The following is a 26,602-nucleotide window of genomic DNA, read 5'->3' as shown; positions in this document are numbered from 1 at the left end:
TTCCGCTGGCCGCCACGACCGATCAGAAGCTCACGCTGGCGCCGAGCGTGAACAGCCGACCCAGCCGGTAGCGGTTGATATCGACCCGATTGCCGCCGTCGAAGGTCTGGAACTCCTGGTAACGCGTTCCCGTTAGATTGCGCGCCTCGGCCTTGATCTCGACCTTCTGCCCGACCAGCTGCACCTGCTGGCGCATCACAAAATCCACCCGGATGCCAGGCTTCTCGATGATATCGGGCTGGAAGCCCGATCCGTCGAGCAAGGACGGGCCGCGATTGGTGACGCGCTCGCTGGCATAGTTGAACAACAAGGTCGCCTGGGTGCCGTTCTCGGTGTCCTCATAGCCGAGCTGCAGGTTGACGAGATGGTCCGACTGGCCGGTGAGTGGCGCGCCGTCGCGGAATAGCGCACGCGCCGGCGCGAAGTTGGCCTGGCAGCCGCCCAGCGTCGTTCCCTCGAGCACGCCGGGCACGCAACTGCCGTCGGCGGTGATTGCCGAGTGGGTCCAGGTATAATTGGCGATCAGCACCGCGCGCTTGCCCGCCATGCCCGCCGAGAGGAAGTCTAGCGGGACGTACTTCTGCGCCTCGACCTCGGCGCCGTACAGCTTAGCCGTGGGCAGGTTGGTGAAGCCGGTCTGGAGCCGCGCGTCGGGCGTCGGAAAGAAGCCGACCTGCTCGATCGGATTGTCGATCCGCTTGTAGAAGCCGGCCAACGTGATCCGCTGGTCGCGCGCGAAGAACCACTCGTAGCGCGCCTCGAGATTGTACAATTCCGAGTCCTTGAGCCGCGGGTTTCCGAAGAACAGGCGGTCCGACTCGAAGTCGCGGAACGCTTGCGGCGCCAGCTCGCGGAACTGCGGCCGCGCGATCGTCTTGGAGGCCGCGAGGCGCAGCTGCTGGTTGCTGGCAAAGTTCCAGGTGAGCGTCGCCGCCGGCAGGAAATAGTCGTTCTTCAGCCGGGTCGAGGTGGCGTTGATCGGGGTGACGCGCTGCGTCGCGGTCTCGTAGCGGACGCCGATGATCGCGCGCAGCCCGTCGAGCGCCTCCGCCTCGACCTGGGCGTAGCCGGCGTGGACGCGCAGCAGCGCGTCATATTCATACGAACCGTTCTGCCCCGCGTCGAAGCGCAGCTGCACTGCCGTGTCCGCCGGGTTGCCCGAGATCGGCGTCGGGCAGCCGTTCACCACGTCGGGCGAGAGCAGATAGTCTGGGCGCAGCAGATTGCACGGGAACGGGATCGCGCCGCCGGTTGCGGTCTGATAGACGAACGGCAGCCGCGTCGAGGTGCGGTCGTTCTGCGAGAAGTAATAACCCGCCGACACCGTCATCGGGCGCTCGCCCGGGATCTTGTAGGCGACGTCGGCTTGGCCCGAGTAGAGATTCTCGTTGAGCTCGCTGAACACCACCGTGGCGAAGCGGTCGAACGCGTTGGTCGCCTGCCACGCGCCCGGGCAGTTGAGCCCACGGTCGCTGACCGGTACGTCGCCGGTCTGGTCGGTCAGGCTGGTGTTGCAGAGATAGATGAATTGGCGCTCATAGGGCGAGTTGCGCTTCGTGTTAGCATAGGCGCCACGCACATCGATCGACAGATCGGTGACCGGCTTGAACTCGCCCACCAGCTGAGTCTCGATCAGCTTGCGCTCGAACCAGTTGGTGTTCTGCTGGAACAGCGGGTTGCCGCTCGAGTTGTTGTACACGGTCGCGCCCGAGGCGCGGCCCTGCTTGAGCGTGTCGTGGATGTAGACATTGGTCCAGCGCACCTTGTTCTCACCGAACTCGGCGCCGAGACCGAGCAGGCCGTTCACGACCGCGCGATTGTCGGTGATCACGGTGTGGAAGTCGTTGCGCAGCGTGCCGTCGACGCTGACCGTGTCCTGCTGCGTCGCGTCGCGCGTGCGCCAGGTGTTCGACACACCGAGGCTGCCGATCAGCCCGACGCGGGTCGCGCCGATATCGCCGGTGACGCCCAGGTCCATGCTGCCGGAGTAATTGGCGGGCGTATCGGTGGTGCGCTGGAGCAACGTGGTCCGAGCGTTGGAGAGCTGAAGCACCTGCGCGCTCGGGATCACGCCGTTGCCGGTGGGCGCCTGCTTGATGAAGTCGGGGACGTTGCGCTCGCCGCCGTCATAGCCGAGCCAGTCGGTCTTGGAGCCGAAATAAGTATAACCGAGCTTTCCGGTCGACTCGGTGTCGATCCCGCCCGAGGCGCCGACGGTGAAGAAGTTTTCGTCGGGGATGGCCTTGGTCGTCAGATTGATGACGCCGCCGCCGAACTCGCCGGGGTAATTGGCGGAATAGGTCTTCTGCACCAACGCCGAGCCGACCACCGTGGTCGGGAAGATGTCGAGCGGAACGGTGCGGCGCAGCGGCTCGGGGCTGGGCAGCGGCGAGCCGTTGAGCAGGGCCGAGGAGTAGCGGTCGCCCAGGCCGCGAACGAAGACATAGCCGTTGCCGACCACCGACAGGCCGGTGACGCGCGTTAGCGCACCGGCGATATCGCCCTCGCCGGTGCGGGCGATGTCGGCGCTGGAGAGGACGCTGACGACCTGCGCGGTGGCGCGGATCGTGTTGGGAATGTTGCGCCCGACGACGACGATGTCGCCGCCGCCGCTGGCGTCGAGGCCCGGCGCGGAGACCTCGGCCTGGGGCTCGTCGGCTGCGGTGTCGGTGCTCTGCTCGGCGCCGGGCGTCGCGGTAGCGGTCGCCTGATCCTGCGTCGTCGGGGCGGCGTCGGGATTGGTGGTCGTGCTCGTCGGCGGTGGGCCGGCGGGCGACGACGTGGTCGGCGCGCCGGTCTGCGGCGCGACCTGCGCCAGCGCCGCGGGGGCGACCAAGGTGGTCGTCAGGAGAAGGAGCGAGGCATAGGTGCGCTGGCGCATGGCGGAAGGTTCCAGTCTTTTTCTATGAGCGGGCCCGGGGCGGCGCTGCGAGGCGCTCCCCGGGCTCCGCCGAGCATCACGAGGGCTGGTGGCGCCTCAGCGGCCCTGGCACTGGAAGTAGACCGAGTTGAAGGTCGGCGGCCCGACGTCCTGGAGCGCGCTGTCGGCGGCGCGGATCGTGGTGCGCGTCGCCCCGTCGCCGGCGCCGGCGATGATGTTGACACACGCCGCACCGGCCGCCGACTTCACCACGCCGTTGACGAAGGCGAAGTCCGCGCCGCCGCGCAGGCGGATCGCGGCCGGGGCCGAGTTGGTCTGGATGAAGGTGAAGTTGGCGTAGCGGCCGTAGGTGCGCGGCAGCAGGTCCTCGGCCCCGTTCGAGTCGATCTCGGTCGCGAACGAGTCGGCCGTCGAGCCGGAGGCCTTCTGCGCGGCGATGATGAACTGCATGAAGCCGCGCCAGCCGTTGTCGACGTCGAACCCGTCGTCGTCGGCGCCGGTCACGACGAAATACTTCAGGTTGGTGGCGCCGCCGAAGATCTCGACGCCGTCGTCCGACGAATTGTGGCTCTGCACGTGGTCGATCGTCGTGCCCGAGCCGGTGCCGCCGAGCGTCAGGCCCTGGAGCTCGTTACCCTCGCTGATCGCGATGCCGGTGTAGCGGATCTGGACGTACTGGAGCGTGCCCGAGCTGTCGGCCTGGTTGGAGCCGCCGTAGAAGCGGCCGGTGACGCCCTCGATCGCCTGCTGGCAGGTCGCCGAGCTGCCGTTGGCATCGTTCGGGCCGGTGCCGGCGGCGCAGACCGCGGTCGGCGCGCGACCGAGCAGGATCACGCCACCCCAGAGACCCTGGGTCGCGTCCGACACGCCATTGTTGGCGAGGTTCTGCTGCGCGGTGAAGATGATCGGCGCATCAGCGGTGCCGACCGCGTTGAGCCGGCTGCCGCGATTGACCAGCAGCAGGTCGTTCGTTGCTTCGGACGAGTCGGCGGCGAGCACGACACCCGGCGCGATCGTCAGCGTGACCCCGGTGGCGCTGCTGACGTCGCCGACCTCAGTCTGGCCGCGGAAGCGATAGACCAGGCCGGGGATCTTGGCGAGCGTCAGGTCCGCGGTGATGATCTGCGGCAGGCGGCAATAGCGGAAGGTCGGCGCCGTCGACGAGTTCACACCGTCGTCGGTCAACCCGGTCGGGCACGAGGCGGCGGGCGTCCCGCTGCCGATCGAGGGCACTGCGGTGCAGTTGCTGCTATTCAGGAAGCTCGCCGCGGTCGAGCTGCAGGTCCAGCCCGAGAAGGCCGCGTCGTTGGGTCCGCTGAGCGCGCCGACAAAGCTCGTGTTCTGGATGAAGCTGGTATTGCCGAGCACCGTCTGCGGGTTGCTCGCGGTCGCCAGCGAGGCGCCGCTGACCGGGTAGACACCGCTCAGCGTGCTGCCGAAACCCTGCAGATTGTTGTTCTGCCCGGCGTTGAGGATCGCAACCTGCTCGTCGGCGGTGACAGTCACGCCCGACTGCGTCGTGGCCAGCGCGATCTGCGCGTTGGTCAGGGCCGTCGGGGTCGGCGTGCCGGTCGGCGTCGGGGTCGGGGCGGGCTGGACGATCGTGATCGGCAGGCTGCCGGCGCCCGGCGAGGCGACATCGTCCGCTCCGCACGAGGCGAGGAACAACGTGGCGGAGGTCGCCAGCAGGAACTTGCTGCGACGGCTGAAGCTGACCATGACTCACTCCCTGTTAGGACGAGCCCCGCTTTGGGGCTCGGTGCGGCGAGTCGAACCATGTGCGCCCGCTCGCTCCCTGAGCAGCGCCGCTAGGCCCGCTCGATGACAGCTGAATGAGTCTTCCGAGACGTTTCGGCGTCGTTTCAGTTACGCTTACATGACAGACGCGTCAGTGCCCCGATCTGGGACTTGTCAATGCGCGAGCGGCCGGAGCGCGTCTACTCCAGCGCCAGCCTGTGATCGTCGGCTCACGAGACACAGATGGACCGTGTCCCTGCGCCCGCGGGAAAACGGAGCCGCGATCGACACGAGTCCGAATGCTGGGATCCTGCTTGCGCGGGAGCGCGCCGTCTGAGGGAGCGCGCGACCGTCCCCGGCACATAAGAGAAGCCCCCGCCGGTCACTGGGACGAGCGGGGCGTTCGGGCCGGTCGGATGGTGGGCGCGACAGGGATTGAACCTGTGACCCCACCCGTGTGAAGGGTGTGCTCTACCGCTGAGCTACGCGCCCATCCGCGTCGGGAGCGGCGCACCTACGGGAGCGCGCCAGCCCTGTCCAGCACTTAATTGAGCGAGTCCTTGAGCACCTTGCCCGCCTTGAACTTGGGCTGGCTCGAGGCCTTGATCGTCATCGGCTCACCGGTGCGCGGGTTGCGCCCCGTCGACGCCTTGCGACGACTGACCGCGAAGGTGCCAAAGCCGACCAGGCGCACCTCGTCTCCCTTCTTCAGGCTCGTCGAGATCGCGTCGAACACCGCCTCGACCGCGCGGCTCGCCTCGCTCTTGCCGAGCCCGGCCGCCGTCGCGACCTGCGCGATCAATTCTTGTTTATTCATGCGAGAAGACCCCGTCCCTTACCGTTACGCATTCGTGATGGATTCGCGGAGCGTGGCCCGCATCCGTCCAATAAGGCGCGCGGTCGGCGTCAAGTCAATTGAAACCGCCGCGCCCCGGGACAGGACGCGGCGGCAGTAAGTTACGTCGTGTTAACGTAAATTAGTGATGCAGCTCGCCGCCGACGGGCGTGATCGGCGCGGGCGGCAGCGCCGCCAGCTCGTCCGCCTCGGTCCAGTCAATCGCCTCGAGCGGCTGGGTCAACGCGAGCTTCAGCACCTCGTCGACGTGACTGACCGGCACGATCCGCAGCCCTTCGCGGATGTTCGCGGGTATCTCCGTCAGATCCTTTTCATTCTCCTTCGGGATCAGCACTGTCTCGATCCCGCCGCGCAGCGCCGCGAGCAGCTTCTCCTTGAGGCCGCCGATCGGCAGGACGCGGCCGCGCAGTGTCACTTCACCCGTCATCGCCACCTCCTTGCGGACAGGGATGCCCGTGAGCGTCGAGACGATCGAGGTGACCAGCCCGATGCCCGCCGACGGCCCATCCTTAGGCACCGCGCCCTCGGGCAGGTGGATGTGGATGTCCTTGCGATGGAACAGGCTGGGCTTGATCCCGAACGAGGGCGAGCGTGCCTGGACGAAGCTGTAGGCGGCCTGGACTGATTCCTTCATGACGTCGCCGAGCTTGCCTGTCACCTTGGCCTGGCCCTTGCCCGGTACGGTGACGCTCTCGATCGTCAGCAGCTCGCCACCCACCTCGGTCCAGGCGAGACCGGTGACCGCGCCGATCTGATCCTCGGTCTCGGACAGGCCGTGACGGAATTTCTGCACGCCCGCGAAGTCGGCGAGATTCTCGGGCGTGATCGTCACACTCGTGATCTTGCCCTCGAGAATCTGGCGCAGCGCCTTGCGGCACAGCTTGGCGACCTCGCGCTCGAGCGTGCGGACGCCCGCCTCGCGCGTGTAACGCTGGATCAGAGAGCGCAGCCCCTCGTCGGTCAGCGTGAACTCGCCCGGCTTGAGCCCATGCGCCTGCACCTGCTTGGCGATCAGGTGGCGCTCGGCGATCTCGACCTTCTCGTCCTCGGTGTAGCCCTCGAGCCGGATGATCTCCATGCGGTCGAGCAGCGGCTGCGGCAGGTTGAGCGAGTTGGCGGTGCAGACGAACATCACGTCGCTGAGATCGATGTCGATCTCGAGATAATGGTCGTTGAAACGCGCGTTCTGCTCGGGATCGAGCACCTCGAGCAGCGCCGAGGCCGGGTCGCCGCGGAAATCCTGCCCAAGCTTGTCGATCTCGTCGAGCAGGAACAGCGGGTTGCTCGCCCCTGCCTTCTTGAGGTTGGTAACGACCTTGCCCGGCAGCGAGCCGATATAGGTGCGGCGATGGCCACGGATCTCGGCCTCGTCGCGCACGCCGCCGAGCGACTGACGGATGAACTCGCGCCCGGTCGCCTTGGCGATGCTCTTGCCCAGTGACGTCTTGCCCACGCCCGGCGGACCGACGAGGCACAGGATAGGCCCCTTCAGCTTGTTGGTGCGCGCCTGCACCGCGAGATACTCGACGATCCGGTCCTTGACCTTCTCCAGCGCGTAGTGATCCTCGTCCAGCACCGCCTGCGCGGCGGCGATGTCCTTCTTGATCTTGCTCTTCTTGCCCCAGGGCAGGCCCAGCAGCACGTCGAGATAATTGCGAACCACGGTCGCCTCGGCGCTCATCGGCGCCATCGTCCTGAGCTTCTTCAGCTCGGCGGTCGCCTTGGTGCGCGCCTCCTTGGAAAGGCGGAGCGTCGCGATCTTCTGGGTGAGCTCGGCGATCTCGTCGCCCTCACCCTCCTCGCCCTCGTTGCCGAGCTCGCGCTGGATCGCCTTGAGCTGCTCGTTGAGATAATATTCGCGCTGCGTCTTCTCCATCTGGCGCTTGACGCGGCTCTTGATCTTCTTCTCGACCTGGAGGACGCCGAGCTCGCCCTCCATCAGCGCATAGGCCATCTCGAGCCGCTTGAGCGGATCGGCCTCCATCAGCAGCGACTGCTTTTCGGCGACCTTGACCTGGATGTTGCCCGCGACCGTGTCGGAGAGCTGCCCCGCGCCCGTGATCTCGGCCAGCTGCGCCGCCAGTTCCGCGGGGAGCTTGCGGTTGAGCTTGGCGTAATTCTCGAACTGGTCGACCACCGAGCGCATCAACGCGGCCAGCTCGGGCCCCTCCACCTCGGCGTCGGCGACAGGCGCGACCGTGGCGGTAAGATAGACCCCGCTCTCCTCCAGCGTCTCCAGCGTGGCGCGGGCCTTACCCTCGACCAGCACGCGCACGGTGCCGTCGGGCAGCTTGAGCAGCTGGAGCACCGTGGCGGTGACGCCCATCGTGTACAGGTCGTCGCGCGACGGGTCGTCCTCGGCCGGGTCGAGCTGCGCGACCAGGTAGATCTCCTTGTCCGCGGCCATCGCCGCCTCCAGCGCGGCGACCGACTTGTCGCGCCCGACGAACAGCGGCACGATCATGTGCGGGAACACGACGATGTCGCGAAGCGGCAGTACGGGGAAAGTGGACGTCATGGATACTCCGGCGCCGCCCGATGAGGACGGCCAACGCGCTTTATATGGTGTGTGGGGGCGCCGCATCAATCTGGCAGTGCGAACGACCGCCCTGGCGCTGAGCTTGAGCGGAGCCACCGCGGCGCAGAGCCCACACCTGCCCGGGAAGGGCGAGCCCGCGATCACCGCGCCGACGCAGCGCTCGGGGGGTATCCGCCCGACCGAGCAGGCCGCGATCCGGCTCGTCTCGGCCGAACTCTGGTTCGCGCTCGACCCCGCACGGCGGACGCTGACGGCGCGTGCACGGCTCGGCGTGCGCGCGGCGGCGACGGTACCGCGTCTGCTGCTCGACCTCGACTCCAATTACACGGTGCGCTCGGTCACGGTTGATGGCCGCGCACTCCCCGCCACGTCGGTGCAGCGCCCGGACGGCCAGCTCGCGCTCGCGGTGCCGCTGGCGAAGGGGGCGGTCGCGGCGGTCGACATCGCCTATGACGGCACGCCGCACGTCGCGGTCAACGCACCGTGGGACGACGGCATCGTCTGGTCCACCACGTCCGACGGTCGCCCGTGGATCGCGACCACGACCGAGGGCTATGGCTGCGACCTGCTCTGGCCCTGCCTCGACTTCCCCGAGGGCGAGCCGGGCGAGGCTCTGCTCCACATCACCGCACCCCGGGGGCTGAAGGCGCCGTCGAACGGCCGTCTGCTCGGGGTCGACCCGCTGCCCGACGGGCGCAGCGTGTGGCACTGGCGCGCGCGTCAGCCCAACACCTATGCCATCGCCATCAATCTCGGCCCCTACGAGGTGATCGAGGGGCGATATCGCAGCCGCTACGGCAACGAGATACCGCTCGCTTACTGGTATCTGCCGGGCGAGGAGACGCAGGCGCGCGCGCTCTTCGCCGAGTTTGCGCCGACGCTCGACTTCTTCGAGACGGTGATCGGCCCCTATCCCTTCGGCGACGAGAAGCTCGGCGTGGTCGAGACGCCGCATAAGGGCATGGAGCACCAGACGATCAACGCCTACGGCAACGGCTATGCCAAGGCGCCCGAGGGCTTCGACTGGCTCTTCCACCACGAATTCTCGCACGAGTGGTTCGGCAACCAGCTGACCGCCGCCAACTGGGACGATTACTGGCTGCACGAGGGTTTCGGCAGCTACATGCAGCCGCTGTACGGGCGCTGGCGCGAGGGCGAGGCGCGTTACGCGGTGATGCTGGAGGCGCAGCGCAACCAGATCGCGAACCGTGCGCCGGTCGTGCGTGATCGCGTGCTCACCGAGGAGGAGGTGTACGAGCCCACCCAAGGCGGCGCGGGCACCGATATCTATTACAAGGGATCGTGGACGCTCCACACCCTGCGCTGGCTGATCGGCGACGCCGCCTTCTACGAGTCGGTGCGGCGGCTGGTCTACGGTCGCCCGGACCCGCGCCCCGGCAACTTCCGCCCACGGTTCGGCTCGACGCGCGACTTCGAGGCGATCGTCGCGCGCGTGACCGGCAAGGATTTCCGCTGGTTCTTCGACACTTATCTGCGCGACCGCGCGTTACCCGAGCTGCTGGCGACGCGGGATCGCGGCGTGCTGCGCCTGGTCTGGAAGACCGAGCAGCCGCGCATCTTCGCGATGCCGGTGGAGGTTCAGGTCGGCGAGGATCTGCGTCGCGTCGCGGTGCCGGGCGGGGTGCGCGTTCCCGCCGGGGCGCACGTCACGATCGATCCGGCGGCGCGCGTGCTGCGTCGCTCGGTCGCAGTGGAGGAGTATCAGGCATGGCGCGCGCGATCGACGACCTTGAAGTGAGCCGGCTGCTGGCACGACGCAGCGCCGAGATGGCCGCGGTCTTCATGATCGGCGACGGCATGCTCGGGCTGCTCCAGCCGCGCCGCCACGTCGCGCTGTGGCAGGAGCGTGCGCTCGGCGCGGAGGCGCTGGTCGCGCCCTTCGTCGACCGGCCGGGGCGGCGGCGCGCCTATGCGGTGCTGCAGATCGCGATCGGCATCGCGCTCGCGGCACGACAGCGCGCGCGGTGAGGCTTCCGCCTCCGTGCTCCTGCACACGCAGGACCCCATTGCCAAGAATGCCATTTACGGAAGTCTGGGCTCCTGCGTCCGCAGGAGCACCGCTCAGCTGTGGTGGTCGCGCTCTCGTGGCGGCTTACGGCACCACCGTGGTGAACAGATAGACCGCGAAGATCACCAGGTGCACCGCGCCTTGCAACACCGTCGTCCGTCCGTTGCCGAGCGAGATCGTCGCGACGAAGAGCGAGAGCGCGAGCAATACCAGGCTCTTCGCCCCGATCCCCAACGCGAGTGGAAGGTCGAGCACCAGGCTGACGATCGCGACCGCCGGGATCGTCAGCCCGATCGTCGCCAGCGCCGAGCCGAGCGCGAGATTGAGGCTGGTCTGGATGCGATTGCGCCGCGCCGCGCGAACGGCGGCGAGGCTCTCGGGCGCGAGCACCAGCGCCGCGATGACCACGCCGACGACGGCGAGCGGCAGTCCCGCGTCGAGCACCGCGCGCTCGATCGTCGCCGACAGCGCCTTGGCGAGCAGCACCACCGCGACCAGCGCGACAAGGAGCAGCGCGAAAGCGGTCCACGTGGTGCGCGCGTCGGGAACCGCGCCATGATCCTCTTCGCCCTCGGCGCTGAGGAAATAGTCGCGATGCCGCAGCGTCTGCACCATCACGAACACGCCGTAGAGGAACAGGCTGACCACGGCGACGAGGATCAGCTGCGACGTCGAATAGCTCGGCCCTGTAGTGGTGGAGGTGTAGTTCGGAAGGACCAGCGTCAGGATCGCCAGTGCGGCCAGCGTGCACAGTGCCGCGCTCGCGCCGCGCAGCGAGAAGCGCTGCTCGCCGTGGATCACGCCACCCACCATCAGGCACAGGCCGATGATGCCGTTGAGGATGATCATGATCGCGGCGAAGACGGTGTCGCGCGCCAGCGCCGAGGCATCACCGGCATCGGACAGCATCAGCGAGACAATCAGCGACACTTCGATCACCGTCACCGCGAGCGCGAGCACCAGCGTTCCGAACGGCTCGCCGACGCGATGCGCCACCACCTCGGCATGATGGACCGCGGCGAGCACGGCGCCGAACAGGATCACCGCCGCCGCGACCGTGCCGCCGCTCCCCAACTTGGCGAGGCCTAGCAGCACCGCGACAACGCCGGCGAGCGGGAAACCGACCGCCCACCAGGGCATCAGCCGCGGAGCGGCGGCCAGCGGGGCGTCGGTCATCGTCTGCATGCCGGGGCAATGCGCGAATGGGGCGCTGCGATCCGTCGGACATGATATGCAAAGGTCGGTGCCGCGATGAAGGGCTTGCTTCTTGGACAACAGATTCGAGATGGCGCGATCGTGCGCTATCCACCCCAGACAGGCGAGCTGTCACAGCGGCAGTCGCGCCGCGCGATGATTGGCGGGCAAGCGGCTCGATCGGCGCGCTCGGTGCCTATCTCACGGCGGGGATGCTGCACGCGACCGACGGTGCGATGAGCCAGGATCTAACCCCGCATGCCGCTCCACGCCAGCCACAGCCAGCCCGCGATCAGCAGCGTGCCGCCGATCGGCGTCACTGCGCCGAGCCAACGCGGCAGGCCAAGTGCCATGAGGTACAAGGTTCCCGCGAACAGCGCGCCGCCGGCGAGGAACAGCCACGCCGGCCCGCGCGCCTCCAGCCGCAGCGCCACTAGCGCGGCGACCGCGTGGACCAGCTGATAATGACTTCCGGTCTTAAGCCATTCCACCGCCGCGCCGCTCGCGCCGTGCGCACCGAACGCGCCCGCGCCCACCGCCAGCGCGCCCGACAAGGCCGCCACGACCATCAACCAGCTCACTCGCGCTGCCCCCCGCCCCATGGCGCCTGCTCGGCGACCAGCGCGCGCGCGGCGCGGATGTCGCCCGCCTCGATCTGGATGCGCAGCCGCTCGCGGTCGCGCGCGCGGTACATCTGCTCGGCGCGATCGATCTCGCTGGGCAAGACGCCCAGCCCCTCCATCGCCAGCCGCGCCATGCGGATCGCCGACTCCAGTACCTCGCGCACCACCGCGCGCGCGGGCCCCGGCTTGAGCCGCACCAGCGCGCGCCGGTCGAACGTGCGGACGTAGATCGCGGCACGCGGGAAGGCTTCGTGGATGGCCTCGAGCTGGCCGAGGTCGAGCTGGTCGCCGTCCATGCAAAACATGATCAACTCCGCCTCGGCCGCACCGGCCTGACGGAGCAGGTCGAGCCGCGTCCCGTCACCGTAATAGACCTTGGACCCGAACTCCTCGGCAATGTCGATCATCTCGATGTCGGTGTCGATCAGCGTGACCGGGATGTCCTGCATCATCAGCATCTGCCCGACCGTCTGGCCGAAGCGGCCATAGCCGACGATGATCGCATTGGCGCCGTCCGCCTTGGGACCGTCACGAGCCCCGTCAGCGACGATCGGCTCCTCGCGGAAGCGGCGGGTGAACATCATGAGAAAGGGCGTTGTCGCCATCGACAGCGTGATGATCGCGCCGAACAGGCTCGCCGCCTCGGGGGCGATCAGATACGCGTTCTGCGCCTGGGCGAGCAGCACGAAGCCGAACTCGCCCCCCTGGCTCAGCAGCAGCCCGAGCGCTACCGCCTGCCGCCACTTCATGCGGAAGGCACGCCCGAGCAGCGTGATGAACCCGGCCTTGGTGGCGATCAACGCCGCCGCCATCGCGACCACGAAGAAGGGCCGCTCGGCGATCGCGTGAAGGTCGAGCATCATCCCGACCGCGAGAAAGAACAGGCCGAGCAGGATCGAGCGGAACGGCTCGACGTCGGTCTCCAGTTCATGTCGGTAGGGGCTGTCCGCCAGCATCACGCCCGCGACAAAGGCGCCCAGCGCGGTGGAGAGGCCGAGCCACTCCATCAGTGCCGCCGCGGCGATCACTGTGAACAGCGCAGCGAAGACGAACATCTCGCGCTCGCCGAGATTGCCGATGCCCCGGAACAACGGGCGGAGCGCGAAACGCCCCACCGCGACCAGGCCGGCAATGGCGAGTACGGTATAGACCACCAGCAGCCAGCCGGGCGGCCCCGCCGCCGCCTCGGGGTTGCGGCTCATCGCAGCGATGATCGTGATCATCGGGATGATCGACAGGTCCTGGAACAGCAGGATTGAGAAGGCGCGCTCACCAAATGGCGTGCGCAGCCGCCCTGACGATTGCAGCATGGGCAGCACCTGCGCGGTCGACGACAGCGCCAGCGGCATGCCCACCGCCAGCGCCGCGGCCAGCGAGAATTTGGCGGCAAGCGCGAGGATCGCGGCGATGGCGATACCGCAGCCGATCACCTGGATCGCACCCAGCCCGAGAATATCCTCCTTGAGCCGCCACAGCCGAGTCGGGCTCAGCTCCAACCCGACGATGAAGAGCAGCAGGGTGATGCCGAGCTCGGCGAAGCCCAGCTTGGTCTCGGCGTCGCCGACCAGTCCCAGCAACTGCGGCCCGACTAGCGCGCCGGCGACGAGGAAGCCCAGCGTCGCGCCCAGACCGAGCCGCCGGAACAGCAGCACGAAGACCAGCCCCGCCCCGAGCAAGATCGTCCCGTCGCGAACCAGCGAGCCGTCGGCGGCGTGCTCCATCAGACCACGACCTTGCTCGCGGCGCGCGCCTGTTCGGCTGCTTCCGCCGCCGCTTCGAACGCAAGCCGGATCGAAGGATGGCGCGCGGTGAGCTTGAGCCCGGGCGCGAAGATCGCGATGCCGGGCCAGTCGGGCGTGTCGCCGGTGCCGGCGAGCCAGGCGGTGAGCGCGTCGCGCGCCGCCGCCAGCTCCTCGGGCGTGCGGCCGATTGCGTGCTGCGCCAGTAGCGTCGCCGAAGCCTGGCCGAGCAGGCAGGCGCGCACTTGCGTGCCCAGCGCCGCCACTCGCCCGTCGCCGTCGAGATCGACGTCCACCGTCACGCGGCTGCCGCAGATCGGCGAGCGCTTCTCCGCCGAACCCGCGGGGCCGGCGAGCCGCTCGGGATAAGGGTTGCCGATGGCGAGCGCGCTGATCTCGGGAGTGTACAGGTCGAGGCTCATGACGCTCTGCTCTCTCTGGCCGGCCGCGGCGGGACACGTGGCGCGAAGACGGGCTCGCCGCGCCGCCGACGATCGACGAAATCGGCGATCGACGCGCTCGTCGCGCTGAGCAGCGGGTAGGTCCGCGCCTGCGTCAGCCACGCCGGCCGGTGCGACGGCCCGCCGCCCGTCGTGTCGAGCACGAGGATCATCAGAAGATAGGCGAGGCTGGCCAGGATCAACCCCTTGAGCGCACCGAACCCGAACCCCAACGCGCGGTCGATCGGGCCGAGCACCGAGGTGCGGGTGCGCCGCGCCACCGCATTCACCACGATCTTGCTGAGGACATAGGTGCCGGCGGTGAGGATCACGAAGGCCAGCACCGCCGCTCCGGAGGCGCTGCCGACCGAGCCGCTGAGGGCGCGCGCAAGCGGCAAATGGAAGATCTTGAGCGCGAACACCATCGCCACCCAGGCGAACAGCGCCAGCACCTCGCCGACGAAACCACGCCGCACGCCGCCGAGCGCGGTCAGCGCCACCGCGGCGAGCACGGCGATGTCGAGCCCCTGCAAATCCATCCGCGCACCCATATGGCGTGGCGGCGGCGGGGGCCAGCGCGAGTTGCGGCGAGAGCGGGTGCGGCGAACGCGACGAGGCGGCTCAAACTGGTGAGTACGTCGCACCGGACGTTCCGCACAGATCCTCCCCGGGACGGGGAGGATTGGGTTCGCCGATCGTGTCTCTTCACCCTCTCCCCAGCAGATGATCGACGAACTGCCCCAAGGTCCGGAAGCTCGACCGTCGCATTACATCGCGCTCCGCCCCCGCCGCGCTGTCCGGCAGCAGGGCACGCTCGAAGCCAAGCTTGGCCGCCTCCTTCAGTCGCAGCGGCGCGTGCGCGACCGGGCGCAGCTCGCCCGACAGCGCGATCTCGCCGAACGCCACCGCGTCAGCGGGCACCGGCCGCTCGCTCAACGCCGACACCAGCGCCGCCGCGACTGCGAGGTCGGCCGCCGGATCCTGCACGCGATACCCACCCGCGACGTTGAGATACACCTCGCAGGTCGAGAAGCTGAGCCCGCAGCGCGCCTCCAGCACCGCCAGGATCATCGCCAGCCGGCCCGAGTCCCAGCCGACCACCGCGCGCCGCGGCGTCGCCCCGCTGGCGAGCCGCACCACCAGCGCCTGGATCTCGACCAGCACCGGGCGCGTGCCCTCCAGCGCGGGAAAGACCGTGGCGCCGGTCACGCCCTCGTCACGCTGGGTGAGGAACAGGGCCGAGGGATTGGACACTTCCTCCAGTCCTTCGGCCACCATCGCGAAGACGCCGATCTCATCGGTGCCACCGAAGCGGTTCTTGAGGCTACGCAAGATGCGATATTGGTGGCTGCGCTCGCCCTCGAAGCTCAGCACCGTGTCGACCATATGTTCGAGCACGCGCGGCCCCGCGATCGTGCCGTCCTTGGTGACATGGCCGACCAGCACCACCGCGGTGCCGCGCTCCTTGGCGAAGCGGATCAACTCCTGCGCGCTGGCGCGGACCTGGCTGACCGTACCAGGCGCGCCCTCGATCAGATCGGAGTGCATCGTCTGGATCGAGTCGATCACCAGCAGCGCGGGCGGGCGGTCCTGCGACAGCGTGGTGAGGATGTCGCGCGTCGAGGTGGCGGCGGCGAGCCTCACCGGCGCGTCGCCCAGCCCGAGGCGACGCGCACGCAGCCGCACCTGGTCGGCGGCCTCCTCGCCGGAGACGTATGCGACGTCGTGCCCGCGCCGGGCGAGTGCCGCTGCGGCCTGGAGGAGCAGCGTCGACTTGCCGATGCCGGGATCGCCGCCGATCAGCGTCGCCGATCCCGCCACCAGCCCGCCGCCGAGCGCGCGGTCGAACTCGGCGATGCCGAACGAAGTGCGCGGCGGCAGCGCGATCTCCGCGTCGAGCCCGACGAGCGCGATCGTCCGCCCGCCGCCTTGTAGATTGTGCTTGGCCTGGAAGGGCGTGGCGGTGACCGGCACCTCCTCCATCAAGGTGTTCCACTCCGAACAGTCGGCGCATTGCCCCTGCCAACGGTGGGTGACCGAGCCACACGACTGGCAGACATATCGCTTGTTGATCTTCGCCATGGCGGGATCGTAGCGCAGTGAGAACAGGAAGGGAACGGCTGTTCGATGAACAGGCGGTTCACCGCAGGTGCAGGGCGAGTCGGCCATCACCGGGAACCCTCGCTGTGACGTGATCGTTTCAGCAGCGATAACTATTTGCAAACGACCAAAGGAGTTTCTCGTGAAGCACTTCGCCGTTTTCGCCCTCGCTTCCGCCGCTGCCCTTCCCGGGACCGCGCTGGCGCAAGCGGCGGCGCCGGCCCAGGCGCCTGCCACGGGTGCGGCCCCGGTCGCCGCCGGCGCCACCGTCTACGACACCTCGGGCGGCGTCGTCGGCACCGTTGAGAGCACCGACGGCACCAACGCGGTGGTCAACACCGGCACCGTCAAGGCGGCGATCCCGCTGACCTCGCTTGGTCAGGGCGCACAGGGCCCGGTGCTGGCGATGACCAAGGCGCAGCTTGAGGCCGCCGCCGGGCAGCAACAGGAGCAGGCCTCGGCCGACTTCAAGTCGAAGCTCGTCCCCGGCGCCACCGTTTATGGTACCGGCGGCACGCAGCTCGGTACGATCAAGTCGGTCGACGCCAGCGGGGTGACGCTCACCACTGCCGACGGTCCGGTCATGCTGCCGACCAGCGGCTTCGGGCCTGGTCCGCAGGGTATCGTGCTCGGCATGACCGCGGCGCAGCTCAAAGCGGCGATGACCGCGGCAGGTGGCGGCAACGCCAGCGCTTCGTCGGCGACCTCCTCGACCACGGCGGGAGACATGGCTGCCGGCACCACTGCCGCGACCGGTACCGAGAGCGCGTCGACGCCGGGCACCACCGCCGACGCCTCGACGAGCGCGCCGGGCGCGACCACCACGACAACCAAGGCCAAGCGCAAGCCGCGCTGATCAAAGCCTGAGCTGAAACAGGAGCGCCGCCCGCGTCGAGGGACTTGGGCGGCGCTTCTCGTTGAGGCCGTTGAGCTGTTGCACCTCGAGCTTGGAAGCCGGCACAAGCCGGCGCTCGCTTGGGATAGCGGTTGTCGCTCGACCGCCGCGGGTAGCCGACTGCGCCAAACGTGGCCGGGGCACGAGGAAGACAGTGTCACGTAAAGGTTTGGAGAGGGTTGCCCCGGACGGCGCGCGGCAGAGCGCCGGCGAAAGCCAGCGTTGACCGACTTTCCCACGCCGGGCGGGGAGCATTTGCCGCAGAGCCGCCCGACGCGTGCTCCCACGCCGATCGAACCCTTCGCGGCTTCGCGTTCCCTCAAACCTTTCACATCGCCGCGACCCCCCTCGGCGCGGCGTCGCGCACGCCCTGGTCGACGTGCTCGGCGAATTGCGCGAAGTTATCGTTGAACAGGTCGACCAGCCGCGCCGCGGCGGCATCATAGGCAGACTTGTCCGCCCAGGTCGCGCGCGGGTCGAGGATCGCGCTGTCGACGCCCGGCACCCCTACCGGCACCTTGAACCCGAAATTTGGGTCGGTGCGGAATTCGGCATGGTTGAGGCTGCCGTCGAGCGCGGCGTCGAGCAGCGCGCGGGTCGCCTTGATCGGCATACGATGGCCGACGCCGTACTTGCCGCCGGTCCAGCCGGTGTTGACCAGCCAGCAGTCGACCCCGCCGCGCGCGATCCGCTCTTTGAGGAGATTGCCGTAAATCGATGGGTGGCGCGGCATGAAGGGCGCGCCGAAACAGGTCGAGAAGGTGGCGTCGGGCTCAGTCACGCCCATCTCGGTGCCCGCGACACGCGCGGTGTAGCCGGATAAGAAGTGGTACATCGCCTGATCGGGGGTCAGCTTGGCGATCGGCGGCAGGATGCCATAAGCGTCCGCGGTCAGCATCACGATGCTGCGCGGCGTGCCGCCCATGTTGCGCTCGGACGTGTTGGGAATGAAGTCGATCGGATAGGCGCCGCGGCTGTTCTCCGCGAGCGAATTGTCGTCGAGGTCGAGCTGGCGTGTCACCTCGTCCATCACGACGTTCTCGAGCACGGTCCCGAAGCGCTTGGTAGTGGCGAAGATCTCGGGCTCGGCCTCGCGCGAGAGGCGGATCATCTTCGCGTAGCAGCCGCCCTCGAAGTTGAAGACCGCGTCGTCGGACCAGCCGTGCTCGTCGTCGCCGATCAGCGTGCGCTTGGGATCAGCCGACAGCGTCGTCTTGCCCGTGCCCGACAAACCGAAGAACACCGCGGTGCGTCCGTCCGCGCCCATGTTCGCCGAGCAGTGCATCGGCATCACCCCGGTCGGAGGCAGCAGATAGTTGAGGATGCCGAACACCGACTTCTTCATCTCGCCGGCGTAGCGCGTGCCCCCGATCAGCACGAGCTTCTCGCTCATGTTCACCGCGATCACGGTCTCGCTGCGACAGCCGTGGCGCGCCGGGTCGGCGCGGAAGCTCGGCAGGTCGATGATCGTGTAGTCGGCGACGAAGTTCTTGAGCTCACGCTCTTCGGGTCGGACGAGCATGGTACGGATGAAGAGGTTGTGCCACGCCAGCTCGTTGATCACGCGGACGCGGACGCGATGGCCCGGCTGAGAGCCGCCGTACAGGTCCTGCACGAACAGATCGCTCTTGGCACGCAGTGCGGTGACGAAGTCCTCCTTCAGCGCGGCGAAATGGTCGGGCGTCATCGCCTTGTTCGACTTGCCCCACCACACGCTCGCCTCGGTCTCGGCATCGCGCACGATGAACTTGTCCTGTGCCGAGCGGCCGGTGTGCTGCCCGGTCTCGACCACCAGCGGCCCGTCGGCGGAAAGCTTGCCCTCGTTGCGCGCCACCGCGGCCTCGACCAGCCGCGCGGTGACCAGGTTCCAGTGGAGCGTGGCGCGAGTCTCGATACCCTGTGCCTCGAGCCCGGCGTCCGGAATGCGATCGCTCAATGGTCTATCCTCTGCTTCGCCGCCACGCCCTCGCGAAGTGGCTTGTGCTAAACATGTTTTACGCGGCGCATGCGGTCGCGTCAAACATGTTAAACACCATCCTGCTGCAGTTTGTCGCGTCCCATTGAGCGGGCGCGCGCTTTGGACTACCCACCGGAGCTATGACCCGGATCCCTCGATGACGGCCACGATCGCGCTGGTCGACGACGATCGCAACATCCTCACTTCGGTGTCAATCGCACTGCAGGCCGAGGGGTTCCTGACGCGGGTCTATTCGGACGGCGAGGCGGCGCTAAAGGCGCTTACCGACAACCCGCCCGATCTCGCGATCTTCGACATCAAGATGCCGCGGATGGACGGGCTCGAGCTGCTGCGGCGATTGCGCGAGAAGAGCCGCGTCCCCGTGATCTTCCTCACCAGCAAGGACGACGAGCTCGACGAGGCGCTCGGGCTGGCGATGGGGGCGGACGATTATATTGCCAAGCCGTTCAGCCAGCGGCTGCTGATCGCGCGCATCCGCGCCATCCTGCGCCGCACCGAGAGCAGTGCCGCGCCTGGCGGTGAGGATGCCGCTGCGCAGGGCCCGATCGAGCGCGGCCGGCTGGTGATGGATCCGGCGCGCCACCGGGTCAGCTGGGACGGCCATGACGTGACGCTGACCGTCACCGAGTTCCTGATCCTTGAGACGCTGGCGCAGCGCCCCGGCATCGTGAAGACGCGCAACCAGCTGATGGACGCGGCCTATCAGGACGACATCTACGTCGACGACCGCACTATCGACAGCCATATCAAACGCGTTCGCCGCAAGTTCCGCGAGGTCGATGCCGGCTTCGACTCGATCGAGACATTGTATGGCGCCGGCTACCGCTTTTCGGAGGAGTGACGCCGCCGAGCAGGCGCGCTCCTGGTCCGGCAAGGTCTCGCTCACCCCGCGCATCCTCGCGGTCAACATCCTGGCGCTGCTCCTTTTGGCGGGCGGCTTCTTCTATCTCGACTCCTTCCGCACCCGCATCCTCGACGAGCGTGCCGCGCAGGCGTCGCGCGAGGCGCGGCTGATGGCGGAGGCGCTCACCGCCATCCCCGACGCACGGCGCGACTGGCTGCTGGCGCGGCTCGCCACCGACACCGGCACGCGCCTGCGGCTGTACGACTCCGGAGGCGCCACGCGCGCCGATTCGCGGGGGCTCGGCGTCGCCAACTTCCGCCTCGACGATCCCGACGACGACTCGATCGCCAAGCGTGGCGCGCGCTTTCTCGACGCGGCGATCGACCGCGTCGTCCGCGCTCCGCTCGCGCCAGGCTATCGCGAGCGTACCGATGGGCGGCGCTGGCCCGACGTGCACGCGGTGCTCGCCGGCGCGCCGAGCGCGGTGACGGTCTGGCGCGCGCCCGATCGCACCCCGGTGATCACCGCCGCCGCCCCGCTGCCCGGCGGGCGCGCGCTTCTCTCCGCGGTCAACGCGCGCGACATCACCGAGCGCGTGCGGCTCGAGCGCTTCCGGCTGAGCGTGGTGCTGCTGGTGGTGGCGGCGATCTCGATCGGCCTGTCGCTGTTCCTCGCGCGCACCATCGTCGAGCCGCTGCGTCGGCTGGCGCGCGCCGCGGTGCGGGTGCGGCTCGGCCGCGCGCGCGAGGTGGTGGTGCCGCGCCTGCCCGAGCGGCGCGACGAGATCGGCATGCTCGCGCGCGCGCTCAGTGACATGAGCCTCGCCCTGCGCGCGCGCATCGACGCCACCGAGGCGTTCGCCGCCGATGTCACGCACGAGCTCAAGAACCCTCTCGCCTCGCTGCGCTCCGCCGTGGACGCGCTCGGCCATGTCCGCGCGCCCGATGCGCAGGCGCAGCTGCTCGCGATCGTCGGCGACGACGTGCACCGGCTCGACCGGTTGATCAGCGATATCTCCGACGCCTCGCGGCTCGACGCGCAGCTCAGCCGCGCGACCTTCGAGCCGGTCGACCTCGAGGCGATGCTGGCGGCGATGGTGGCGCAGCGCGACGCCCGCGGGGTGCCGCGGGGCGTCCGTGTGCGGCTCGACGCGCGCGATCACGGCGAGCTCCACGTGCTCGGCGAGGGCGGGCGGCTGGAGCGAGTCTTTGCCAACCTGATCGACAATGCCATCTCCTTCTCGCCCGATGACGGCGTCGTCAGCGTCGCGGTGCGGCGCGACCGCTCGATGCTGGAGGTGCGGGTGGAGGACGAGGGTCCTGGCGTGCCCGAGCAGGCGCGTGAGGCGATCTTCCAGCGCTTCCACTCGGTGCGTCCGACGCAGGAAGGCTTCGGCGAGCATAGCGGCCTGGGCCTCGCGATCGCGCGCACCATCGTCGACGCGCACCAGGGCGAGATCGGCGTCGAGTCGCGCGAGGACCGGCTGAGCGGCGCCCGCTTCGTCGTGCGGCTGCCGCTCGCCGAGCGGGAGGCAGCGGCGTGACCGCGCCGGTGACGCTTCATGCCACCGCGGTCGCGCTCGGCGGGCGCGCGGTGCTGCTCACCGGACCGTCGGGCGCGGGCAAGTCCGACCTGGCGCTGCGGCTGATCGATCGCGGCGCCGAGCTGGTGGCGGACGATTACACGTTGCTGGTGCATGACGGCGAGCAGTTGGTGGCAGGTTCGCCCGCGACGATAGCGGGGCGGATGGAGGTGCGCGGGCTCGGTATCGTCGATCGGCCGTACCGGCGCGGCGCACCGGTCGCGCTCGTGGTGGCGCTCGGCGAGGAAGACGAGCGCATGCCCGATCCGCGCTGGATCGAGCTCGCCGGCGTCACCCTGCCCGAGATCGTGATCGACCCGCGCTGGCCCTCGGCACCGATCAAGGTCGAATATGCGTTGGCACGGCTGAAGGAGATGCCGTCGTGACCGAGGTGCTGCTGATCACCGGCATGGCCGGCGCGGGCGTGACCACCGTACTCAAGACGCTGGAAGACCTCGGCTGGGAGACGGTGGACAGCGTGCCCTTGTCGCTGCTGACCCGCGTCGTCGCGCTGCCGCCCGACAGCGGCGAGACGCCGCGCCCGCTCGCCTTCGGCTTCGGCACGCGCACGCGCAACTTCGACCCCGCCGCGGTGCTGCGCCGCTTCGAGCAGCTGCGCGAGGAGCCCGGGGTCGAGGTCGGCATGCTGTTCCTCGACTGTTCGGAGGGCGAGCTGGCACGGCGCTTCGCCGAAACGCGCCGCCGTCACCCGCTCGCCGACGACCGCCCGGCCGCGGAGGGAATCGCGCTGGAGCGGCGGCTGCTCGAGCCGCTGCGTGCGCGCGCCAACCGGCTGATCGACACCACCCGGCTGACCAGCAACCAGCTGGCGCAGGAGATCCGCCGCACCTTCCGCCGCGACGGCACCGTCGGCACGACGCTGACGGTCGAGTCGTTCGGCTTCGCGCGCGGCGTGCCCGCGGGGGTCGACCTGGTCTTCGACATGCGCTTCCTGCGCAACCCGCACTGGGTGCCCGAGCTGCGCCCGCGCACCGGGCTGGACCCCGAGGTCGCCGCCTATGTCGCGGCGGATCCGGCCTATGATGAGGCAGTTGGCCGGATCGAGGAGTTGCTCCTGCTGCTGGTCCCGCGCTATCACGCCGAGGGTAAGCCCTACGTCACCGTCGCCTTCGGGTGCACCGGCGGCAAGCACCGCTCGGTGCATGTCGCCGAGCGGGTCGGTCGTCGGTTGCGCGAGGCGGGCTTTTGTCCCACCATCACGCATCGTGACCTGGCGGCGGCACCGCAGGATGCGCTCGAAGGACGACCATCGCGTCAATGAACGAAGTATCGAAGCCCATGCTCGGACCCGTGATCGGTCTGGTGCTCGTCACCCACGGCCGCCTCGCGGACGAGTTCGTGACGGCGATGGAACATGTCGTCGGCCCGCAGGGACAGGTGCGCACGGTCGCGATCGGCCCTGACGACGACATGGAGGCGCGGCGCGCCGACATCGCCGGCGCGATCGCCGAGGTCGATTCGGGGCGCGGCGTGATCGTGTTGACCGACCTGTTCGGCGGCACCCCGTCCAACCTCGCCATCTCGCTGATGGAGCGCGGGCGGATCGAGGTGATAGCGGGGATCAACCTGCCGATGCTGATCCGGCTCGAGTCGGCGCGCAAGGCGATGACCGTCACCGCCGCGGTCGCCGCGGCGCGCGAGGCGGGGCGCAAGTACATCTCGGTGGCGTCGGAAGTGCTCGGCGAGGCGGCGGCGTGACGGTGTCGCGCACCGTGGAGGTGACCAACCGCCGCGGGCTGCATGCGCGCGCCAGCGCCAAGTTCGTCACGCTCGCCTCGGGCCTGCCCGCGCCGGTGAAGGTCGCCAAAGGCGACTCGGAGGTGGTCGGCACCTCGATCATGGGGCTGATGATGCTCGGCGCCGCCAAGGGCGACCAGATCACGATCAGCGCCGAGGGCGATTCGGCCGAGGACGTGGTCGCAACGATGTGCGCGCTGGTCGAAGGCAAATTCGGCGAGGACTGAGCTCCGCGCCGCGACCCGCTCATGCCCCGCACCGTCACCGCTTACTCCAACCCGCTCGTCAAGCGCGTGCAAGGCCTGCGCGACAAGCGCCACCGCCGCGAGGAAGGGCTGTTCCTCGCCGAGGGGCTGCGCATCCTGACCGAGGCGCGCGAGACCGGGCGCATCCCGGTCTACCTGTTTTTCGCCGCGGCGAGCGCGCGCCATCCGCTGGTGCTCGCCCTGGTCGAGGCGGTCGAGGCGCGCGGCGGCGAAGCGATCGAGACCATCCCCGACATCCTCTCCAAGCTGTCGGGCAAGGACAATCCGCAGGCGGTGGTGGGCGTGTTCGAGACGTTCGAGACGCCCCTCGCCGCGCTCGACCGCCATGCCGCGCCGATCTGGCTGGTCGCGGAGCGGCTGCGCGATCCCGGCAACCTCGGCACGATCCTGCGTACCGGCGATGCGGTCGGCGCGGGCGGGCTGATCCTGGTGGACGAGTGCGTCGACCCTTTCTCCACCGAGGCGGTGCGCGCGAGCATGGGAGCGCTGTTCACGGTGCCGATCGTGCGCGCGCCCTGGGGTGACTTCCTGGCGTGGCTGCGCGGCGGCGCCGGACAGCTTGTCGGGCTGAGCCTGCAGACCGAGCAGGGCTATCGCGACGCGACCTATGCCGCGCCGACCTTCCTGCTGACCGGCAACGAGGCGCAGGGGCTGCCAGAGGCCTATGAGCGCGAGTGCGACCTGCTGGTCAAGCTGCCGATGCTGGGCAAGGCGGACAGCCTCAACGCCGCGGTGGCGACCGCGGTGATGGCGTACGAGGTGCTGGCGCAGCATCGCAAGTGACGGAACGAGCGTGCGCCAACGGCCGAATGTTGCGAATGTTGAGTCGCCGGCGAGGTTCGCGGCAGGGGCGAATGTTGCGAATGTTGAGTCACTGGCGCGAATAGCGATCGGTGCAGCGACGCGCGTGCGGATCGCCCGTGAGAGACAGGGGCGGCGGGGTGGCGGCTGTGCGGTCACGCCGTCGTGATAACGCCTCGGCGCCGACGTAGGACAGTACACCTGCGCGCACCTTCGATGCCGAAGCGGCGCGCAGCGGTGCCGAGCGGGCGCCGGATAGCGTGATCGGGGAAGCGACAGCGTCTTCTCCGCGGTGGGCGTTTGCGCCGACGCGCGCGCCGCTCACAGGCAAGTGACGGGGCCGCCCGCGGCACCCTTCGACTTGGCGCAGAGCAGGATCGGTTGGGTCTGGATCAGCCGTAACGATCGCACCATCCGCTCGGTCGCGCTCTTATAGCTAAGGAAGTGCGGCGATCGGATGTGCGCCTCATAAGCGGCGCGACTGGCATACACTTCGAGCAGCCGCACCGACGTCGGCCGCTCGACCAGCGCGACCGAGTGAAGCATCAGCACGCCGGGTTCGAGCCGAACCGAAGCCTCCTGTTCCTCCGCGAGGAGCCGCTTGTACGCGTCGAGTTGCGCCGGATCGATCTCGAGCTCGGCGATGCGGACCATCGGCGCGGGCTCCGGCGCCGGCCCCGCGGCCGTGCTGGCGGCGAGCGCCGTAGAGGCAAGGAACAACACACTCATGGCGATACTCTCGTCATCCCTTATGACCGGCAGGTCACGCTATTCCGCGGCCTCCTCCAGCGCGCCCTCGCTCGGCACGGCCGGCTCCGCCACCGCCAGCTTGGTCAACGGCCGCGCCGCCTGCTCCCCTACCGGCAGCGGTTCGATCGTCTTGTTGCCGGTGTCGATGTTGAGCGCCTCGAAGCGCCGCGCGCTGGTCAGCACCTGGCTCTCGAGGCTTCCCACGAAGCTGTTGTACGCGCCCATAGCAGTGTCGAGGTTCTTGCCGAGCCGCGCCACGTGCGTCCCCATCGTCGCCAGCCGTGCGTACAATTCCTTGCCGAGCGCGCCGATCTCCTGCGCCTCGCGCGCCAGTTTCTCCTGCCGCCACACCGCCGAGACCGTGCGCGCGATCGCGATCAGGTTGGTCGGCGTGGCGAGCAGCACGCGGCGATCGAAGGCAAAGTCCCACAAGGTCGGATCATGCTCCAGCGCGGCGGAGAGGAAATGCTCGCCTGGCACGAACATCACGACATATTCGGGCGCGTCGCTGAACTGGGTCCAATAGGCCTTGGCGCCGAGCGCGCTGACGTGCGCGCGCATCGACTGGGCGTGCGCCGCAAGCCCGAGCTGGCGCTCTGCCTCGTCCACCGCGCCAAAGGCATCCTGATAGGCATTGAGCGAAACCTTGGCGTCGACGATCAGCGACTTGCCGCCCGGCACCCGAACGATCGCGTCGGGGCGCAGCCGCCCGCCGTCTTCCGCAGTGACGCTGACCTCCATCTGAAAATCGGTGTGCTCCGCCAGCCCGCACGACTCGAGCACGTTGCGCAGCTGCTGCTCGCCCCAGCGCCCGCGCGCCTTGGGCGCGTTGCGCAGCGCGTTGACCAGCTTCGCCGCCTCGCCGGAGACACGCTCCTGCCCGGCGCGCATCGCCTCGATCTGCCCGTGGAGCTGGCCGAACGCGTCGCGCCGCTCGGCTTCGATTTTGGCGACGCCCTCCTCGTAGCGCTGGAGCCGGTCGTTGACCGGCTGGAGCAACGCCTTGATCCCCTGCCCGGTCTGCTCCTCGGACTGGCGCAGCCGCGCCTCGGCGCGCTCGAGAAAGGCTTTCTGCGCGTCGGTGAGCGCGATCTGCGCGGCATCGCGGAAGCGCGCGCTGAGCTCGTCGGCGGCGAGCTTGAGGTCGGCGATGCGCTGCTCGGCGGCGCGTCCCTCAGCGGTCAGCCGCGCGACCTCGAGCCGCGCCGCCTCGCGCTCGTCGCGCACCTGGACGAGTTCGGCGCGGAGCGGCTCGACCGCGCGCGCGCGCTCCTCCGCGCCGGCGAGATCGGCGATGGCGCGGCGGAACAGCTCGGCCTGCGCGTCGCGCTCGGCGCGGAGCCGCTCGGCCGCGGCGCGGGTCAGCAGCCAGCCGGCGAGCGCGCCGAGCGCAAGCGCGATCAGCGCAACGGGAAGGAGGTCGATCATCGCCGGAACATAGATCGAACGGGGGCGCGGTCGCAAGCGCGGGGTGCGAGAGCGGGGATATCGGCGGTGGCGGTCTTCCCGCGACGGTAGAAATCCTGAGCGGCGAGCGGGACGCTCGCGGCCCTGGGTGCCTGCGTGCACCGGCATACGGACGCGCGCGGC

23 protein-coding genes and 1 tRNA gene are annotated in these 26,602 nt (G+C 69.1%); 10 read left to right on the top strand and 14 right to left on the bottom strand.

Annotation, left to right across the window (positions count from 1 at the left end; translation table 11 throughout):
- Positions 1 to 22 precede the first annotated feature (22 nt).
- The 5 genes from QBJ89_RS04705 to lon form a co-directional block, all read right to left on the bottom strand.
- Positions 23 to 2,881, bottom strand: a complete 2,859-nt coding sequence (locus QBJ89_RS04705) for a TonB-dependent receptor domain-containing protein (RefSeq protein ID WP_277979375.1) — start codon at positions 2,879 to 2,881, stop codon at positions 23 to 25.
- 96 nt (positions 2,882 to 2,977) lie between these two features.
- Positions 2,978 to 4,600 (bottom strand): hypothetical protein, encoded by a 1,623-nt coding sequence (locus tag QBJ89_RS04700; protein ID WP_277979374.1) that lies wholly within the window; start codon positions 4,598 to 4,600, stop codon positions 2,978 to 2,980.
- A 435-nt stretch (positions 4,601 to 5,035) separates the two neighbouring features.
- Positions 5,036 to 5,110: transfer RNA gene (locus QBJ89_RS04695), tRNA-Val, on the bottom strand.
- A gap of 52 nt (positions 5,111 to 5,162) precedes the next feature.
- Complete coding sequence (locus tag QBJ89_RS04690; RefSeq protein ID WP_183920663.1) at positions 5,163 to 5,435, bottom strand: HU family DNA-binding protein; 273 nt, start codon at positions 5,433 to 5,435, stop codon at positions 5,163 to 5,165.
- A gap of 160 nt (positions 5,436 to 5,595) precedes the next feature.
- Complete coding sequence (gene lon / locus QBJ89_RS04685; RefSeq protein WP_277979373.1) at positions 5,596 to 7,992, bottom strand: endopeptidase La; 2,397 nt, start codon at positions 7,990 to 7,992, stop codon at positions 5,596 to 5,598.
- 103 nt (positions 7,993 to 8,095) lie between these two features.
- Between lon and QBJ89_RS04680 the strand changes: the two genes are divergently transcribed.
- Complete coding sequence (locus QBJ89_RS04680; protein ID WP_277979372.1) at positions 8,096 to 9,772, top strand: M1 family metallopeptidase; 1,677 nt, start codon at positions 8,096 to 8,098, stop codon at positions 9,770 to 9,772.
- Positions 9,742 to 10,002: a hypothetical protein gene (locus QBJ89_RS04675; RefSeq protein ID WP_277979371.1), complete on the top strand. Its 261-nt coding sequence runs from the start codon at positions 9,742 to 9,744 to the stop codon at positions 10,000 to 10,002. The genes QBJ89_RS04680 and QBJ89_RS04675 overlap by 31 nt, the downstream gene beginning before the upstream one ends.
- A 124-nt stretch (positions 10,003 to 10,126) precedes the next feature.
- Here the strand turns inward: QBJ89_RS04675 and QBJ89_RS04670 are convergent, their stop codons facing one another.
- From QBJ89_RS04670 to radA, 6 genes are all read right to left on the bottom strand, one after another.
- The gene (locus QBJ89_RS04670; RefSeq protein WP_277979370.1) at positions 10,127 to 11,218 is read right to left on the bottom strand and encodes a calcium:proton antiporter; all 1,092 of its coding nucleotides are present in this window, start codon (positions 11,216 to 11,218) and stop codon (positions 10,127 to 10,129) included.
- 266 nt (positions 11,219 to 11,484) lie between these two features.
- Positions 11,485 to 11,805, bottom strand: coding sequence for a DUF423 domain-containing protein (locus tag QBJ89_RS04665; RefSeq protein WP_277979369.1), 321 nt, complete (start codon positions 11,803 to 11,805; stop codon positions 11,485 to 11,487).
- Positions 11,806 to 11,813: 8 nt separating this feature from the next.
- A complete protein-coding gene (locus QBJ89_RS04660) occupies positions 11,814 to 13,580 on the bottom strand; it encodes a cation:proton antiporter (RefSeq protein WP_277979368.1) in 1,767 nt (588 codons plus the stop codon).
- Positions 13,580 to 14,020 (bottom strand): iron-sulfur cluster assembly scaffold protein, encoded by a 441-nt coding sequence (locus tag QBJ89_RS04655; protein ID WP_277979367.1) that lies wholly within the window; start codon positions 14,018 to 14,020, stop codon positions 13,580 to 13,582. The genes QBJ89_RS04660 and QBJ89_RS04655 overlap by 1 nt, the downstream gene beginning before the upstream one ends.
- The gene (locus tag QBJ89_RS04650; RefSeq protein ID WP_277979366.1) at positions 14,017 to 14,577 is read right to left on the bottom strand and encodes a CvpA family protein; all 561 of its coding nucleotides are present in this window, start codon (positions 14,575 to 14,577) and stop codon (positions 14,017 to 14,019) included. The genes QBJ89_RS04655 and QBJ89_RS04650 overlap by 4 nt, the downstream gene beginning before the upstream one ends.
- A 166-nt stretch (positions 14,578 to 14,743) precedes the next feature.
- Positions 14,744 to 16,120, bottom strand: a complete 1,377-nt coding sequence (gene radA / locus QBJ89_RS04645) for a DNA repair protein RadA (protein ID WP_277979365.1) — start codon at positions 16,118 to 16,120, stop codon at positions 14,744 to 14,746.
- Between the two features lie 160 nt (positions 16,121 to 16,280).
- Between radA and QBJ89_RS04640 the strand changes: the two genes are divergently transcribed.
- Entirely contained in the window at positions 16,281 to 16,994 is a 714-nt protein-coding gene (locus tag QBJ89_RS04640; protein ID WP_277979364.1) for a hypothetical protein, read from the top strand.
- A gap of 367 nt (positions 16,995 to 17,361) precedes the next feature.
- Here the strand turns inward: QBJ89_RS04640 and QBJ89_RS04635 are convergent, their stop codons facing one another.
- The gene (locus QBJ89_RS04635) at positions 17,362 to 18,969 is read right to left on the bottom strand and encodes a phosphoenolpyruvate carboxykinase (RefSeq protein WP_277979363.1); all 1,608 of its coding nucleotides are present in this window, start codon (positions 18,967 to 18,969) and stop codon (positions 17,362 to 17,364) included.
- A 178-nt stretch (positions 18,970 to 19,147) separates the two neighbouring features.
- Here QBJ89_RS04635 and QBJ89_RS04630 point away from each other — a divergent pair, with 178 nt between their 5' ends.
- The 7 genes from QBJ89_RS04630 to QBJ89_RS04600 are packed head-to-tail and all read left to right on the top strand — an operon-like array spanning position 19,148 to position 24,244.
- On the top strand, positions 19,148 to 19,852 hold the full coding sequence (locus tag QBJ89_RS04630; RefSeq protein WP_277979362.1) for a response regulator transcription factor: 705 nt from the start codon (positions 19,148 to 19,150) through the stop codon (positions 19,850 to 19,852).
- Entirely contained in the window at positions 19,821 to 21,398 is a 1,578-nt protein-coding gene (locus QBJ89_RS04625; RefSeq protein ID WP_277979361.1) for a sensor histidine kinase, read from the top strand. The genes QBJ89_RS04630 and QBJ89_RS04625 overlap by 32 nt, the downstream gene beginning before the upstream one ends.
- Positions 21,395 to 21,823, top strand: a complete 429-nt coding sequence (locus tag QBJ89_RS04620; protein ID WP_277979360.1) for an HPr kinase/phosphorylase — start codon at positions 21,395 to 21,397, stop codon at positions 21,821 to 21,823. The genes QBJ89_RS04625 and QBJ89_RS04620 overlap by 4 nt, the downstream gene beginning before the upstream one ends.
- Positions 21,820 to 22,719 (top strand): RNase adapter RapZ, encoded by a 900-nt coding sequence (gene rapZ / locus QBJ89_RS04615; protein ID WP_277979359.1) that lies wholly within the window; start codon positions 21,820 to 21,822, stop codon positions 22,717 to 22,719. The genes QBJ89_RS04620 and rapZ overlap by 4 nt, the downstream gene beginning before the upstream one ends.
- 29 nt (positions 22,720 to 22,748) lie before the next feature.
- Positions 22,749 to 23,156 carry a PTS sugar transporter subunit IIA gene (locus QBJ89_RS04610; RefSeq protein ID WP_183921381.1) on the top strand — a complete coding sequence of 136 codons (408 nt, stop codon included), beginning with the start codon at positions 22,749 to 22,751 and terminating at the stop codon, positions 23,154 to 23,156.
- Positions 23,153 to 23,422 (top strand): HPr family phosphocarrier protein, encoded by a 270-nt coding sequence (locus QBJ89_RS04605; protein ID WP_277979358.1) that lies wholly within the window; start codon positions 23,153 to 23,155, stop codon positions 23,420 to 23,422. Before QBJ89_RS04610 ends, QBJ89_RS04605 begins: the two co-directional genes overlap by 4 nt.
- Positions 23,423 to 23,443: 21 nt before the next feature.
- A complete protein-coding gene (locus QBJ89_RS04600) occupies positions 23,444 to 24,244 on the top strand; it encodes a TrmH family RNA methyltransferase (protein ID WP_277979357.1) in 801 nt (266 codons plus the stop codon).
- Positions 24,245 to 24,583: 339 nt separating this feature from the next.
- Here QBJ89_RS04600 and QBJ89_RS04595 read toward each other — a convergent pair whose 3' ends face one another.
- Both QBJ89_RS04595 and rmuC read right to left on the bottom strand, forming a co-directional pair.
- Positions 24,584 to 24,991 carry a putative quinol monooxygenase gene (locus QBJ89_RS04595; RefSeq protein WP_277979356.1) on the bottom strand — a complete coding sequence of 136 codons (408 nt, stop codon included), beginning with the start codon at positions 24,989 to 24,991 and terminating at the stop codon, positions 24,584 to 24,586.
- 39 nt (positions 24,992 to 25,030) lie between these two features.
- Positions 25,031 to 26,440: a DNA recombination protein RmuC gene (rmuC, locus tag QBJ89_RS04590; protein ID WP_277979355.1), complete on the bottom strand. Its 1,410-nt coding sequence runs from the start codon at positions 26,438 to 26,440 to the stop codon at positions 25,031 to 25,033.
- Between the last annotated feature and the right edge of the window lie 162 nt (positions 26,441 to 26,602).

This window comes from Sphingomonas phyllosphaerae (assembly GCF_029623345.1).
Taxonomy (GTDB): Bacteria; Pseudomonadota; Alphaproteobacteria; order Sphingomonadales; family Sphingomonadaceae; genus Sphingomonas; species Sphingomonas phyllosphaerae_C.
Note: the sequence above shows the minus strand (reverse complement) of the source record. Positions and strands in the feature narration are given on the sequence as shown.

Bases quoted from the DNA above. Each gene is read 5' to 3' on its own strand.
- QBJ89_RS04625 (WP_277979361.1), top strand. From the start codon at position 19,821: ATGGCGCCGGCTACCGCTTTTCGGAGGAGTGACGCCGCCGAGCAGGCG.
- radA (WP_277979365.1), bottom strand. From the start codon at position 16,120: ATGGCGAAGATCAACAAGCGATATGTCTGCCAGTCGTGTGGCTCGGTC.
- lon (WP_277979373.1), bottom strand. From the start codon at position 7,992: ATGACGTCCACTTTCCCCGTACTGCCGCTTCGCGACATCGTCGTGTTC.
- QBJ89_RS04600 (WP_277979357.1), top strand. From the start codon at position 23,444: ATGCCCCGCACCGTCACCGCTTACTCCAACCCGCTCGTCAAGCGCGTG.
- QBJ89_RS04650 (WP_277979366.1), bottom strand. From the start codon at position 14,577: ATGGATTTGCAGGGGCTCGACATCGCCGTGCTCGCCGCGGTGGCGCTG.
- rmuC (WP_277979355.1), bottom strand. From the start codon at position 26,440: ATGATCGACCTCCTTCCCGTTGCGCTGATCGCGCTTGCGCTCGGCGCG.
- QBJ89_RS04670 (WP_277979370.1), bottom strand. From the start codon at position 11,218: ATGACCGACGCCCCGCTGGCCGCCGCTCCGCGGCTGATGCCCTGGTGG.
- QBJ89_RS04700 (WP_277979374.1), bottom strand. From the start codon at position 4,600: ATGGTCAGCTTCAGCCGTCGCAGCAAGTTCCTGCTGGCGACCTCCGCC.
- QBJ89_RS04705 (WP_277979375.1), bottom strand. From the start codon at position 2,881: ATGCGCCAGCGCACCTATGCCTCGCTCCTTCTCCTGACGACCACCTTG.
- QBJ89_RS04595 (WP_277979356.1), bottom strand. From the start codon at position 24,991: ATGAGTGTGTTGTTCCTTGCCTCTACGGCGCTCGCCGCCAGCACGGCC.
- QBJ89_RS04675 (WP_277979371.1), top strand. From the start codon at position 9,742: ATGGCGCGCGCGATCGACGACCTTGAAGTGAGCCGGCTGCTGGCACGA.
- QBJ89_RS04660 (WP_277979368.1), bottom strand. From the start codon at position 13,580: ATGGAGCACGCCGCCGACGGCTCGCTGGTTCGCGACGGGACGATCTTG.
- QBJ89_RS04630 (WP_277979362.1), top strand. From the start codon at position 19,148: ATGACGGCCACGATCGCGCTGGTCGACGACGATCGCAACATCCTCACT.
- QBJ89_RS04690 (WP_183920663.1), bottom strand. From the start codon at position 5,435: ATGAATAAACAAGAATTGATCGCGCAGGTCGCGACGGCGGCCGGGCTC.
- QBJ89_RS04665 (WP_277979369.1), bottom strand. From the start codon at position 11,805: ATGGTCGTGGCGGCCTTGTCGGGCGCGCTGGCGGTGGGCGCGGGCGCG.
- QBJ89_RS04655 (WP_277979367.1), bottom strand. From the start codon at position 14,020: ATGAGCCTCGACCTGTACACTCCCGAGATCAGCGCGCTCGCCATCGGC.